The following is a 13044-nucleotide window of genomic DNA, read 5'->3' on the forward strand; positions in this document are numbered from 1 at the left end:
GAACGGCAACGGGGCGGCCCCCGGCTGGGAACCGCCCCGACGCTTGCGCGCTCGCACGGGAGCGGGAAGAGGGCCCGGACGACCCTTCGGACCGGTTCCGTCCCGTCGGCGGCGAGCGCGGATTGCCGTTGTCTACTGGGTGTCCAGGCCCCTCCTGGGTCCAACCCCCCGCCCGGATGGAGTGCCCCGCCTCGACGAAGCGCCCGCCCTGCGCCTGGCTGTACGGACGGGGTGACCCCCCGTCACGGGCGCAGGAACCGGCGATGCCGAAAGACGGCCAACCGGCCAGTCCCGTGCTGGACTGGGCAGCAAACTACCGACCCCAGCGCAGATGTCAACCGTGTCACCAACAGCGGAAACACCAAGTTTCCGCAGCTGGGGCATGATCGACGAGAGCCGTCAATGCTCTCATGTGATCCGATGTCGCTCAAGTCGAGCGAGCGCTTCGGGCAGCGGCCCGGTGTGCACGACGCCAAGACGCTGGGTCGCCCTGGTCATCGCGACGTAAAGGTCGCTCGCGCCGCGCGGCGACTCGCTCAGGATCAGCTCCGGTTCGACCACGATGACCACATCGAACTCCAGACCCTTGGCCTCGGCGACGGTCATCACGGAGACCGGGGCGTCCAGCGCGGCGCTGCCGCGTCCCCGGACGGCGCCCTCGACGGACCCGGCGAGCGCCGCGCCGGTCTCCTCCGCCGACGACTCGGGCACGATCACGACCGTCCGCCCGCCCTCGACGGTCTCCGTCCTGACCAGCTCGGACAGGCGGTCCGCCGGAGAGGCGACCCACGGGCTCGTCCCGGTCTCCCTGACCGAGGTCGGCGCGCTCAGGTCGGGACCGACCAGGCTGAGCACGTCTGCCGCCACGGCCATCAGCTCGCTCGGGGTGCGGTAGTTGACGGTGAGCTCCTCCTGCCGCCAGCGCCCGGCCACGTACGGGTCCAGCATCCGGCCCCAGGAGCACACGCCCGCCGAGGAGCCGGTCTGCGCGAGGTCGCCGACGATCGTCATCGAACGGCTCGGGCAGCGCCGCATCACCATCCGCCAGTCCATCGGCGAGAGCTCCTGCGCCTCGTCCACGATGACGTGCCCGAAGGCCCAGGTGCGGTCGCCCGCGGCGCGCTCGGCGGTTGTGAGGTATATCTCGTCGTCCATGTGCCTGGCGGCGAACCGTTCCGCGTCCATGATCTCGGAGAGGCCGGTCAGTTCGAGCACCTCCCTGGCGTAGTCGAGCCGGTGGCGCTGTTCCTCCTCGGCCGCGACACGCGCGGCGGCCTGTTCCTCCTCGGCCATCCACGCCCCGGCCCGCAGCACCGCGGGGTCGATGTCGCCGAGCAGTTCGGCGGCCTCGTCGAGCAGCGGCACGTCGGAGGGGGCCCACCAGCCCTCCCCCTTGCGGGGCGGTTCGCGCAGCAGCAGCCCGCGCTCGGCCTCGCCCAGCTCGGCGGCGGCGTAGTCGAGCCGCTCCCTGGAGGTGAACAGCCCGATGAGGAGCTGCTGCGGGGTGGTGTAGGGCCACAGCCTGTTCAGCGCGGCCTTGACGGGCTGTTCGGTGCGCAGCTCCTCACGCAGGTCGGCCAGTTCGTCGTCGTCGATCGTGCCCTTGCCGATCAGGCGGGCGGCCTGCCTGGCGAGGGCGTTGAGCAGGTGGCGGACGAACACGGCGCGGGCCTCGTTGTGCGCCCTCCTCGACCGGGCCGCCCGGTTGCGCGCGGCGTCGAGCAGGCGTGCGTCGAGGGTGAGGGTGTACCGGTCGAGGCGGATCTCGACCGGTTTGCGCGGCACCCGCTGCCGTTCCCGTACGGCCCTGGCCACGACCTGGGCCATCCGTTCGTCGCCCTTGATCGCGGCGACCTCGGGACGTTCCCTGACGGTGGCGGTGATCCCGGGGTAGAGCTCGGCGACGGTGGAAAGCAGCACGTCGGTCTCGCCGAGGGAGGGCAGCACCTGCTCGATGTAGCGCAGGAAGGTCAGGTTGGGGCCGAGGATGAGCACTCCCCTGCGGGCGAGCCTTTCCCGGTGGGTGTAGAGCAGGTAGGCGGCCCGGTGCAGGGCGACCACGGTCTTGCCGGTGCCCGGCCCGCCCTGAACGACCAGCACGCCGTCGAGGCCTGAGCGGATGATCCGGTCCTGCTCGGTCTGGATCGTGGCCACGATGTCGCGCATCCGCCCGGTCCGCCTGGCGTCGATGGAGGCCAGCAGCGCGGCCTCGCCGTTGAGGGTGCTGACGTCCTCCTCGGCGAGGTTGTCCAGGTCGAGCAGGTCGTCGTCGATCCCGATCACCGTGCGGGCCTTGGTCTGCAGGTGCCTGCGGCGGACCACGCCCATCGAGGACGCCGGGGTCGCGGCGTAGAACGGCCTGGCGACCGGGGCTCGCCAGTCGATCAGCAGCCGTCGCTGGTCGTCGTCGGCCAGTCCGATGCGGCCGACGTAGAGGGTGGTCTGGTCGGCGCCGTCGAGCCGCCCGAAGCACAGACCGTTCTCCACCGCCCACAGCCGGCCCAGCCGCTGGGCGTACATCCCGGCGAAACTGTCGCGCTCGGAGCGGTTCTGGTGCGTACCGCCGCCCCCACCCTGGGCCAGCACGTCGTCAAGCTGGCGCTGGGTGCGTTCGCGCAGCAGGTCGAGCCGCTCGTAGAGCCCGGAGACGTACTCCTGCTCCCGATCGAGCTCGATTTGACGGGTTGCCTTCGCTCCATTATGGTTGATACTAATGGGACACTCCGGGCCATTGTGCTAGTTGTTGTGACAAACCACCACTTTAGCAGGTCCGTTGAGACACCCGGCCATTCTCCGGCCATCACAGGTTCATTGCGGCGTCTTCACGATGCTTGACGCGGCTGAGCAGGGTTCTTTAAGTTTATTTAAGGTTAGGAAACTTTCCTAACTCCGCCCTGCGGGTGACCGTACGAACATGCCCGGACACGGAGGACCTGTGACCCAGCCCACCCCGGGCACTCCCAGCCTGCTGCGGGCGATCAACGATCGGGCGGCCCTGCAGGCGCTTCTGGAGCGCGGGCCGCTGACCCGCCCGGAGATCGGCGCCCTCACAGGCCTGTCCAAGCCCACAGCATCCCAGTTGCTCGCCCGGTTGCAAGAGGCGGGGCTGGTCGTGCTCAACGGCATCCGTGAGGGACTGCCCGGCCGCACCGCGGAGGTCTACCGCCTCAACCCCGAGGCCGCGCACGTCGCCGCGCTCGACGTCACCCACACCCACATCGACGCCAGGGTCGCCGACATCACCGGGACCGTGATCGGCATGCACCGCCTGGTGACCCCGGACCCCTCCGACGACCTGGTAGGACGGGTCCGGGCCGCGCTCGACGGCGCGGGCGCCCCCGCGGACCTGCGGCGTGTCGTCATCGGCGTGCAGGGCGCGCTCGACCCGGGCACCGGCAGGATCGGCTACGCCACCAGCAGGGACCTGCCCGGCTGGCACATCCCCCGCCTCGTCGAGACCCTCGGCGAAGGGCTCCGCGTCCCGGTCTCGGTCGAGAACAACGTCAACCTCGTCGCCCAGGCGGAGCAGGCGCACGGCGCCGCGCGCGGGCACCGGGACTTCGTGCTGCTGTGGGCCGACGAGGGCCTCGGCTCCGCGCTGGTGCTCGGCGGCAGACTGCACCGGGGCGCGACCGGCGGCGCGGGCGAGGTCGGCTACATGCCCGCGCCCGGGGCGCCCACCGCCCGCGAGAGCGGCCGCTACGCCAACCACGGCTACCAGGCCCTCACCGGCGGCCCCGCCGTGCTCAGGATCCTCAGATCGTACGGCGTGCCGGGCGCGACCTTCAGGCTGGCCGTGAGCAACGCCGTACTGGCCGCCGAGGGCGGCGGGGCACGGGCGGGCGACGCCCGCGCCGGGCTGCGCGAGGTCGCCTCCCGGCTGGCGGTCGGCCTGGCCTCGATCACCTCCGTCGTCGACCCCGAGCTCATCGTGCTGACCGGCGGGACCTTCATGGCCGGCGGCGAGACCCTGCGGGGGCTCGTCGAACGCGAGCTGCACACGCTGACCATCCCCCGCCCCCCGCTGCTGCTGTCGGCCGTCGAGGGCAACCCCGTCCTCACGGGCGCGCTCGACCTCGCCCTCGCCGCCACCCGCGAGGAGGTCTTCAGCTCGACCGTGCCGACCTGAGCCGCCTCCACCCCTCCCCCACCAGCAAGGAGCAGCCGTCGTGCGCCGACGTCCTCCCGCCCACGTCCCGGCACCGCCGGGGTGAGTCCCCTTCCGGCCGCCGCGGCCCAACCGCACGGTGACGGCCCGTCCTCGGGCACGGCACCGGTGATCACCGTTTTCCCCTACGCCCGGAGAGTTCCCGTCCAGGGCGTGACGCTGACAGGAGTAGACAGATGAAGCTCGCCGTAGTCGGGGGCGGCTCGACGTACACACCGGAGCTGATCGACGGATTCGCCCGGCTGCGGGACGAGCTGCCGATAACCGAGATCGCGCTGGTCGATCCCGACCCCACCCGGCTCGGGCTGGTCTCGGGGATGGCCCGCCGCATGCTGGAGCACGCCGGCCACCCGGCCAGGGTCGTGGCGACCGCCTCGGTCGAGGAGGGCGTCTCCGGAGCCGACGCCGTACTGCTCCAGCTGCGGATCGGCGGCCAGGCCGCGCGCAACGTGGACGAGACGCTGCCCCTCGAATGCGGATGCGTCGGCCAGGAGACCACCGGCGCGGGCGGCCTGGCCAAGGCCCTGCGCACCGTCCCCGTGGTGCTGGACATCGCCGAGAAGATCCGCACGCACGCGCCCGACGCCTGGATCGTCGACTTCACCAACCCGGTCGGCATCGTCACCAGGGCGCTGCTCGAGGCCGGGCACCGGGCCATCGGCCTGTGCAACGTGGCCATCGGCCTGCAGCGCCGCTTCGCTGCGGGGCTCGGGGTCACCCCCGAACGGATCTCCCTCGGCCACTTCGGCCTGAACCACCTGACCTGGGTGCGCTCGGTCAGCCTCGACGGCGTCGACGTGCTGCCGCGGACGCTGCAGGAGCCCCTCGGCGAGGAGGTCGCCGAGGCGATCGGCCTTCCGCTGTCCCTGATGCGCCACCTCGGCGTGGTCCCCTCCTACTACCTGCGTTACTACTACGAGCACGACGCCGTGGTCGCCGAGCAGCGCAGCAAGCCCTCACGGGCCGCGGAGGTGGCGGCGATGGAGGCCAGTCTCCTGGAGATGTACGCCGACCCGTCGGTGAACACCAAGCCCGAACTGCTGGAGAAGCGGGGCGGCGCGTTCTACTCGGAGGCGGCGGTCGCGCTGATCGCCTCACTGCTCGGCGACCGGGGCGACGCCCAGGTGGTCAACCTGCGCAACGACGGCACCCTGCCCTTCCTGCCCGACGAGGCGGTCATCGAGGTCCCGGCCACGATCACCGCGGCCGGGGCGCGCGCGCTGCCCGTGGCCCCGGTCGAGCCGCTCTACGCGGGGCTCATCGCGCACGTCACGGCCTACGAGACCCTGGCTCTCGACGCCGCGCTGCACGGCGGCCTCCGGCGGGTCTCCGACGCGCTGCTCGCCCACCCGCTGATCGGCCAGGCCTCGCTGTCCGACGACCTCGCCCCGCGCCTCATCGAGGCCAACCGCGCCCACCTGCCCTGGGCGACGGAGTGAGGACCGTACTGGCGGTCGACGGCGGCAACAGCAAGACCGACGTCGCGCTGGTCGCCGAGGACGGCTCCGTCCTCGGCACCGGCCGGGGCGGTCCCTTCCAGCCGCAGATCTCGGGGGTCGGCACCGCCGTCGACGCGATCGCCGAGGCCGTGAGGGCGATGCTCGGCCCGGACGCCGCCCCCCCGTTCGCCGGCCACGTGGCCGCCTACGTGGCGGGCGCCGACCTGCCCGCGGAGGAGGAGATCCTGCGCGCGGAGATCCTCGCCAGGGGATACGGCGGGGACGTGGTCGTCGGCAACGACACCTTCGCGCTGCTGCGCGCCGGAGCCTCGGGCCCCGCCGGGGTCGCCGTGGTCTGCGGGGCTGGCGTCAACGCCGTGGCGGTCTCCCCGACCGGCGAGGTGACGAGGTATCCGGCCCTGGGCAAGCTCACCGGCGACTGGGGCGGTGGCTTCGGCCTCGGCGAGGAGGCGCTGTGGTCCGCCATCCGCGCCGAGGACGGCCGGGGCCCGGAGACCGCGCTGCGGGAGGCGGTGCGCGCGCACTTCGGCACCCGCACGGTCGAGGAGGCCTGTCTCGACATCCACTTCGGCCGCACCCCGATCGACAGGCTGCACGAACTGGTGCCGGTGCTGATGACCGTGGCGTCCTCGGGGGACGAGATCGCCCGTTCCCTGGTGACGCGGATGGCCGAGGAGGTCACCGTGCTCGCGGTGGTCGCGCTGCGCCGTCTCGACCTGCTGGAGACCCCGATGGAGGTCGTCCTCGGCGGTGGCGTGCTGACCGCCCGCGACCCGCTGCTGAACGGCCTGATCGAGGAGCGCTTCGCCGAGCGGGCCCCCCAGGCCAAGCTGATCGTGGCGGACGCGCCGCCGATCATGGGCGCCGCACTGCTCGGCCTGGACGCCTTCGGCGCGACCGAGGAGGCCAAGGCCGCGCTGCGCGCCCACTTCCACGCGGCGGTGTGAGAGTCCGCCCCGTACGGCCCGTGACGGCCGTACGGGGCGCTCAGGCCTGTTCCACGGCCTTCTCGTCGGGTTTGTCGTCGGCCTTGCCCGTCTGCCCGCCGATCAGCTCGGGCGCCCGGTGTTCGTACGGCGTGCTGAGCACGACCGTCGTCCTGGTCGAGACGTTGGCCGAGGTGCGGATCTGGTTGAGCAGCTCCTCCAGCGCCAGCGGCGAGGCGACCCTGACCTTGAGGATGTAGCTCTCGTCCCCGGCCACGCTGTGACAGGCCTCGATGGCGCCCAGGTGGGCCAGCCGTTCCGGGGCGTCGTCGGCGGCGGCCGGGTCGATGGGCTTGATGGAGACGAACGCGGTGAGCGGCAGCCCGATCGCGTCGTAGTCCACGAGCGCCGCGTACCCCCTGACGACCCCGCGTTTCTCCAGCCTGCGCACCCGCTGATGCACGGCGGAGACCGAAAGCCCGGTCTCCCTCGCGAGGTCGGTGAAACTCATCCGGCCGTCTCTGGCCAGTAACGTCACGATCCGACGGTCGATCTCCTCCATCCGGACAACGGTAACGGGCCGTGGGACGGCGCGCGCAGCCGCATGGTCACGGCATGGTCCCAACCGCCCCACGTGTGCCGGCCGGTCGGCGGCGGCCGTACATTCTCGGCATGAGCAACCTGGAACGCGAGCCCCGGGAGACGGAGTGCGGCGGCCCGGCCGGCCGGGCCGGCGCCGCGGCGGGCCCGGCCGGTGAGCTTCTCACCGGCCGTGAGGTGGTGCTGGGCGGCCCGCGGGGCATGAAGGTGACCCGGACCCTGCCCGGCCGCGACGTGCGCATGGTCGGGACGTGGTGCTTCCTCGACCACTACGGCCCCGAACGGACGGCCATGCGGGTGCCCGCGCACCCGCACACCGGCCTGCAGACGGTCAGCTGGCTCGTCGAGGGCGAGGTGCTGCACCGCGACTGCCTGGGCAGCGAGCAGGTGATCCGGCCCGGCAGGCTCAACCTCATGACGGCGGGCCGCGGCATCTCGCACTCCGAGGAGTCCCCCGCCGGGCGGGACCTGCACGGCGTGCAGCTGTGGGTCGCGCTCCCCGACGCGCACCGTGAGACGGAGCCCGCCTTCGAGCACCATCCGGTGCTGCCGGAGCTCACCGGGCCCGGCTTCACGGCGAAGGTCCTGATGGGCGAACTGGGCGGCGTCGTCTCCCCGGCCCGCGTCCACAGCCCGCTGACCGGCGCCGAGATCACCCTGGAGGAGGGCGCACGGGTCACGGTCCCCCTCAGGCCGGACTTCGAGCACGCCGTGCTGAGCCTGTCCGGCGCGGTGCGCGCCTGCGGGACGGACCTGGCGCCGGGGCCGCTGCTCTACCTGGGCACGGGCCGCTCGGAGCTCACCCTGCGCGCCGAGGCGCCCGCGCGCCTCATGCTGCTCGGCGGTGAGCCGTTCGAGGAGCGGATCGTGATGTGGTGGAACTTCGTCGGCCGCGACCACGACGAGATCGTCCGGTTCAGGCGGGAGTGGATGACGGGTGAGACGTTCGGCGTCGTCCCCGGAGCGCCGGGAACCCGGCTGCCCGCGCCTGACCTGCCCGGAACCCCGCTGAAACCCCGGGGCCGGCACCGCTGACGCCGGCGCGGGCGGCGCCTCTGACAAGCTGGACGTGGAGTTTCCGAAGTCCTGGGAGGCAGTCGTGGCCGATGAGTTCGACGTGGTCGTGGTGGGCGCCGGGCCCGCCGGGGAGAACGTCGCGGGACGTGTGGCCCGGGGCGGGCTGAGCGTCGCGGTGGTCGAGGAGGAGCTGGCCGGCGGTGAGTGCTCCTACTGGGCGTGCATCCCCAGCAAGGCTCTGCTGCGCCCGGTCGAGCTGGCCGCCGAGGTCGGGCGGGTCCCGGGTCTCGCGACGACGCCGATCGACACGGCCGCCGTGCTCGCCCGGCGCGACGAGACGGTCTCGCACCTGGACGACGGCGGCCAGGTCGGCTGGGTCGAGGGCCTGCCCGCCGAGTTCGTGCGGGGCCGGGGACGGCTGACCGGCCCCAAAGCGGTCGAGGTGACCGGACCCGACGGTTCCGTCCGGACGTTGCGCGCCCGGCACGCGGTCGCGCTGGCCACCGGGAGCCGCCCGGCCTTCCCGCCGGTCGCCGGGCTGGCCGAGTCCTCTCCGTGGACGAGCCGCGAGGCCACCTCGGTGCGGGAGGTCCCCGGGCGGCTGGCCGTGCTCGGCGGAGGCGTGGTCGCCTGTGAGATGGCGCAGGCCCTGCACGGGCTCGGCGCCCGGGAGGTGACGCTCCTGGTGCGCGGTGGTTCACTGCTCGGCCGGGTCGAGCCGTTCGCCGGGGAGCTGGTCGCGGAGTCGATGGCGGCCAGGGGGATCGAGGTGCGCACCCGGGCTGAGGTGACCCGGGTCGAACGGCCCGCGCCCGGCGGCCCGGTGACCGTCCACCTGGCCTCGGGAGCGCCCGTGGAGGCCGACGAGCTGCTGGTCGCCACCGGACGCGCGCCCGCGACGGGAGACGTCGGCCTGGCCTCCGTCGGGCTGCCCGAGCGCGGCCCGGTCGAGGTCGACGACAGCATGCGCGCCGTCGGCGTCGAGGACGGCTGGCTGTACGCCGTCGGCGACGTCAACGGCCGCGCCCTGCTCACCCACATGGGCAAGTACCAGGCTCGGGTGTGCGGCGACGTGATCGTGGCCAGGGCCAGGGGGGAGCTCGACGACCTGCCCGCGCTGCGCGCCGTCGCCGACGGGTACGGCGCGCCGCAGGTGGTCTTCACCGACCCCCAGGTCTGCGCGGTCGGCCGTACCGAGGCCGCGGCCAGGGCCGAGGGGTTCGACGTGCGCGCGGTCGAGTACGACCTCGGCTCGGTCTCCGGCGCCTACCTGCTGGGGGACGGCTACCGGGGCAGGGCCAAGACGGTCGTCGACGAGCGGCGGCGGGTCCTGCTCGGGGTGACCTTCGCCGGTCCCGGGGTGGCCGAGCTGCTGCACGCGGCGACGGTCGCCGTCACCGCCGAGGTGCCGCTCGAACGGCTCTGGCACGCCGTACCGGCCTTCCCCACGGTCAGCGAGGTGTGGTTGCGGCTGCTCGAGGAGTACGGCCTCTGAGGGACACACCCGGGCGAGGGGGCCGGGGGACGGTCATGGAAGATCTTCCCGGCCTCTTCCCCGGTGCTCCTCCCACGTGCCCACCGAGGATCGCGGCTTTCGGCCCATAACCTCTCCACCTGTCGAGGTTCATGTTTTGGCCAGTGAAAAAAATGGTTTTTTGACTGGTTTGTCATATTTTAGAAACAGGCGGGAACCAATGGAAAGGATACGGTTTCGGCAGGTACATGGAGCGGGCCAGGGCGTGCAAGGGGGGCGAAATGGCAGCCATGGAGAAGGGCATGCACAGCAACCAGCACGAGACTCCCTGGCAGGTCGACTTCCAGGCGCTGGACAGACGTGAATGCCTGATCATCAAACGAATGCTCGCCGGACTCGCGCTGGGCATGGTGCTGGCCGTGGCCGGCGAGTCACTCGCCGAGGTGCTTCCCCCGTCTGTCACCATGACCTACGACCCGTACGTCTACGGACTACTGGTGCTCGTCATGACCCGCGGTTCGACCAACGCCTGGTGGGCCGCGCTCAACGGGCTGCTGGCCACCGCAGGCCTGACCGCGGGCCACGTGGTCGCCCACGCCCTCAACCACGACGAGACCCTGCTCGCCCAGGCCAACGAGAGCTGGCAGATCGCCCTGAGCGTCACGATGGTCGGCTTCGGCGTCGCGGGCTACCTCAGCCGCAGGAACGGTCTGAGCGGTGACGTGGCGGTCGGGGTGTTCACCGCCCTGGTGTGCACCGAGGGGCGGGAGACGCAGCAGGCCGCCCTGGTTCCGCACGGCGGCCCCGCGCCGGTCGGTCCGTGGCCGCTGGTGGTCCTGGTGCTCCTTGGACTGTGCTTTCCCCTCCTGCTCCGCCCGACCGCCCAGTCACGGCTGCGCACCCTGATGATCACCGTCGGCTGCGCAGCCGTCCTGGTCGGACTGTCCATGCTGTGACGAGGCTCCCTACGGCGCAGCTCAGGCCTTCTTCGCCAGGGCCCTGCCGATGACCAGCCGCTGGATCTGGTTGGTGCCCTCGACGATCTGCAGCACCTTCGCCTCCCGCATGTAACGCTCCACCGGGAAGTCCTCGACATAGCCGTAGCCGCCGAAGACCTGGACGGCGTCGGTGGTGACCTTCATGCAGACGTCGGTGGCGAACAGCTTGGCCATCGCCGCCTGGGTGCCGTACGGACGGCCCGCGTCGCGCAGCCTGGCGGCGTCCAGGTAGAGCGCCCGCGCCGCGGCGACCTGGGTGGCCATGTCGGCGAGCATGAACCCGATCCCCTGGAAGTCGATGACGCGCGAGCCGAACTGCCTGCGCTCCCCCGCGTACGCGACCGCCGCGTCGAGCGCCGCCTGGGCCAGGCCGACCGCGCAGGCCGCGATGCCGAGCCTGCCCCCGTCCAGGGCGGCGAGGGCCACCCGGAAACCCTCCCCCTCCTGGCCGACCAGGGCGTCCCCGGCGAGCCGTACGCCGTCGAAGCGCACCTGGGCCGTCGGCGAGGAGCGCAGGCCCATCTTGCGCTCGGGCGCGCCGAAGGACACCCCCTCGGTGCCCGCGGGGACGTGGAAGCAGGAGATGCCACGGCTGCCGTCGTCGGAGGTCCTGGCCATCAGGGTGTAGAAGTCGGCCTGCCCGCCGTGGGTGATCCATGCCTTGACCCCGTCGACGACGTAGCCGTCGGCGTCACGCACCGCGCGGGTGCTCAGAGCCGCGGCGTCGGAGCCAGACTGGGGCTCCGACAGGCAGTAGGCGCCGAGCAGCTCACCCCCGAGCAGCTCCGGCAGCAGTTTGGCGCGCTGGGCGGCGGAGCCGTACGCGGCGACCGGGAAGCTGGCCAGGGTGTGCACGGACAGCCCCAGCCCGACCGCCAGCCAGCCCGCGGCCAGCTCCTCGATGACCTGGAGGTACACCTCGTACGGCTGCGCGCCGCCGCCGTGCTCCTCGGGATAGGGGAGGCCGAGCAGGCCGGATCTGCCCAGGACGGTGAAGACCTCGCGGGGGAAGCGCTTGGCGGACTCGTCGGCCGACGCCCTGGGCGCGACCTCCTTGGCGATCAGGTCGCGGACGAGATCCAGCAGGTCGTGGGCCTCGGCGGTTGGCAGCGTACGCTCAACGGTCATATCCGCTTACTCCAGGTCAGGGGCTAAGCAAAAAGGGCGGCCGGGATCGCCGGCCACCCCGATTGTTACACCTGTCACACTATGACGAGCTCCCGAGGGCGGTGGTTGAGCCGCTCGCCGCCCTCCTCGGTGCAGATGAGGATGTCCTCGATGCGGGCGCCGTGCTCACCCGGCAGGTAGATGCCCGGCTCGACGGAGAAGGCGTGCCCCGGCTCGAGCGGCTCGGTGTTGCCGGCGACGATGTAGGGCTCCTCGTGGGTCTCCAGGCCGATGCCGTGCCCGGTGCGGTGGATGAAGTAGTCTCCGTAGCCCTCCTCGGCGATCACCTCGCGCGCCGCCGCGTCGACCGACTCACACGAGACCCCGGGCCTGACGGCCGCGCAGGCGGCCTCCTGGGCCCGCTGGAGCACCTCGTAGTAGCGCGTGAACTCCTTGGGCGGCTCCCCGACGCAGTAGACCCTGGTCGAGTCGGAGCAGTAGCCGCTGGGCATCTGGCCGCCGATGTCGACGACCACGGGCTCGCCCTCCTGGATGATCCGGTCGGAGAGGTCGTGGTGCGGGCTGGCCCCGTTGTGGCCGGAGGCGACGATGACGAAGTCGACGGTCGAGTGCCCCGCCGCGATGATCGCCTCCGCGATGTCCCGCCCGACCTCCCGTTCGGTACGGCCCGCCCGCAGGAAGTCCGGCACCTGCGCGTGCACGGCGTCGATCGCGGCCCCCGCCTCACGGAGCGCGGCCGCCTCGGCCTCGCTCTTGCGCATGCGCAGGCCACGCAGCACCGACCCGGCGAGCACCTGCTCCGTGCCGGGCAGCGCGTCGCGGAAACGCAGCGACTGCATGGCCCACATCCGGTCGGCCAGCCCGACCCTGCCGACCTTCCCCGCGCCGCCCAGCCGCGCCGCGACGAGCGCGTAGGGGTCGTCGGTCTCGTCCCAGGGCACGAACTCGACACCCAGCCGCGCCGCCGGGGACTGCTCTGCGGCGGGCAGCTCCAGACGGGGCACCACCAGGAAGGCGGGGCCCTCGGCGGGCAACGCCAGGCAGGTGAGCCGTTCGAGCGGCAACGCCTCGTAGCCGGTCACGTAGCGCAGGTCGGGGCCCGGGGTGAGCAGCAGCGCGCCGAGGCCGGCGGCGGCCGTGGCCTCCTGCGCTGCGGCGAGACGGGTCACGGGATACAGGTCAGAGGACTTCTTTGTCACACCGACCAATGTAATCGTGAACAGATCGGCACCACACCTGTGGCCACACCCTTGATCGTCGCGGCCGGGGAAAG

The 13044-nt window shown here is 72.3% G+C and carries 10 protein-coding genes; 6 read left to right on the forward strand and 4 right to left on the reverse strand.

Annotated elements, in window-relative coordinates; genetic code table 11:
• Nucleotides 1-408: 408 nt before the first annotated feature.
• Nucleotides 409-2586 (reverse strand): HelD family protein, encoded by a 2178-nt coding sequence (locus ACFYY8_RS37420; RefSeq protein WP_390049461.1) that lies wholly within the window; start codon nucleotides 2584-2586, stop codon nucleotides 409-411.
• Between the two features lie 349 nt (nucleotides 2587-2935).
• Between ACFYY8_RS37420 and ACFYY8_RS37425 the strand changes: the two genes are divergently transcribed.
• The 3 genes from ACFYY8_RS37425 to ACFYY8_RS37435 all read left to right on the forward strand — a co-directional run bounded on the left by ACFYY8_RS37425 (nucleotide 2936) and on the right by ACFYY8_RS37435 (nucleotide 6575).
• Nucleotides 2936-4129 carry an ROK family transcriptional regulator gene (locus tag ACFYY8_RS37425; protein WP_390049463.1) on the forward strand — a complete coding sequence of 398 codons (1194 nt, stop codon included), beginning with the start codon at nucleotides 2936-2938 and terminating at the stop codon, nucleotides 4127-4129.
• Nucleotides 4130-4344: 215 nt separating this feature from the next.
• On the forward strand, nucleotides 4345-5607 hold the full coding sequence (locus tag ACFYY8_RS37430) for a 6-phospho-beta-glucosidase (protein ID WP_390049466.1): 1263 nt from the start codon (nucleotides 4345-4347) through the stop codon (nucleotides 5605-5607).
• Entirely contained in the window at nucleotides 5604-6575 is a 972-nt protein-coding gene (locus tag ACFYY8_RS37435; RefSeq protein WP_390049469.1) for an N-acetylglucosamine kinase, read from the forward strand. Before ACFYY8_RS37430 ends, ACFYY8_RS37435 begins: the two co-directional genes overlap by 4 nt.
• 40 nt (nucleotides 6576-6615) lie before the next feature.
• Here the strand turns inward: ACFYY8_RS37435 and ACFYY8_RS37440 are convergent, their stop codons facing one another.
• A complete protein-coding gene (locus ACFYY8_RS37440; RefSeq protein WP_390049471.1) occupies nucleotides 6616-7116 on the reverse strand; it encodes an Lrp/AsnC family transcriptional regulator in 501 nt (166 codons plus the stop codon).
• Nucleotides 7117-7226: 110 nt separating this feature from the next.
• Here ACFYY8_RS37440 and ACFYY8_RS37445 point away from each other — a divergent pair, with 110 nt between their 5' ends.
• From ACFYY8_RS37445 to ACFYY8_RS37455, 3 genes are all read left to right on the forward strand, one after another.
• Nucleotides 7227-8189: a pirin family protein gene (locus tag ACFYY8_RS37445; RefSeq protein ID WP_390049473.1), complete on the forward strand. Its 963-nt coding sequence runs from the start codon at nucleotides 7227-7229 to the stop codon at nucleotides 8187-8189.
• Nucleotides 8190-8253: 64 nt separating this feature from the next.
• A complete protein-coding gene (locus ACFYY8_RS37450; protein ID WP_390049475.1) occupies nucleotides 8254-9666 on the forward strand; it encodes a dihydrolipoyl dehydrogenase family protein in 1413 nt (470 codons plus the stop codon).
• Between the two features lie 260 nt (nucleotides 9667-9926).
• Nucleotides 9927-10601 (forward strand): hypothetical protein, encoded by a 675-nt coding sequence (locus ACFYY8_RS37455; RefSeq protein WP_390049477.1) that lies wholly within the window; start codon nucleotides 9927-9929, stop codon nucleotides 10599-10601.
• A 21-nt stretch (nucleotides 10602-10622) separates the two neighbouring features.
• Here the strand turns inward: ACFYY8_RS37455 and ACFYY8_RS37460 are convergent, their stop codons facing one another.
• Both ACFYY8_RS37460 and ACFYY8_RS37465 read right to left on the reverse strand, forming a co-directional pair.
• Nucleotides 10623-11771 carry an acyl-CoA dehydrogenase family protein gene (locus ACFYY8_RS37460; RefSeq protein WP_390049479.1) on the reverse strand — a complete coding sequence of 383 codons (1149 nt, stop codon included), beginning with the start codon at nucleotides 11769-11771 and terminating at the stop codon, nucleotides 10623-10625.
• A gap of 74 nt (nucleotides 11772-11845) precedes the next feature.
• Nucleotides 11846-12970 carry a M24 family metallopeptidase gene (locus tag ACFYY8_RS37465; RefSeq protein ID WP_390049481.1) on the reverse strand — a complete coding sequence of 375 codons (1125 nt, stop codon included), beginning with the start codon at nucleotides 12968-12970 and terminating at the stop codon, nucleotides 11846-11848.
• Nucleotides 12971-13044 lie beyond the last annotated feature (74 nt).

It is taken from the genome of Streptosporangium sp. NPDC001559, from assembly GCF_042893955.1.
Classification (GTDB): Bacteria; Actinomycetota; Actinomycetes; order Streptosporangiales; family Streptosporangiaceae; genus Streptosporangium.

What these genes read in the sequence shown, in the direction of transcription:
- ACFYY8_RS37430 (WP_390049466.1), top strand. Translation starts at nt 4,345, where the DNA reads ATGAAGCTCGCCGTAGTCGGGGGCGGCTCGACGTACACACCGGAGCTG.
- ACFYY8_RS37455 (WP_390049477.1), top strand. Translation starts at nt 9,927, where the DNA reads ATGGCAGCCATGGAGAAGGGCATGCACAGCAACCAGCACGAGACTCCC.
- ACFYY8_RS37445 (WP_390049473.1), top strand. Translation starts at nt 7,227, where the DNA reads ATGAGCAACCTGGAACGCGAGCCCCGGGAGACGGAGTGCGGCGGCCCG.
- ACFYY8_RS37440 (WP_390049471.1), bottom strand. Translation starts at nt 7,116, where the DNA reads ATGGAGGAGATCGACCGTCGGATCGTGACGTTACTGGCCAGAGACGGC.
- ACFYY8_RS37460 (WP_390049479.1), bottom strand. Translation starts at nt 11,771, where the DNA reads ATGACCGTTGAGCGTACGCTGCCAACCGCCGAGGCCCACGACCTGCTG.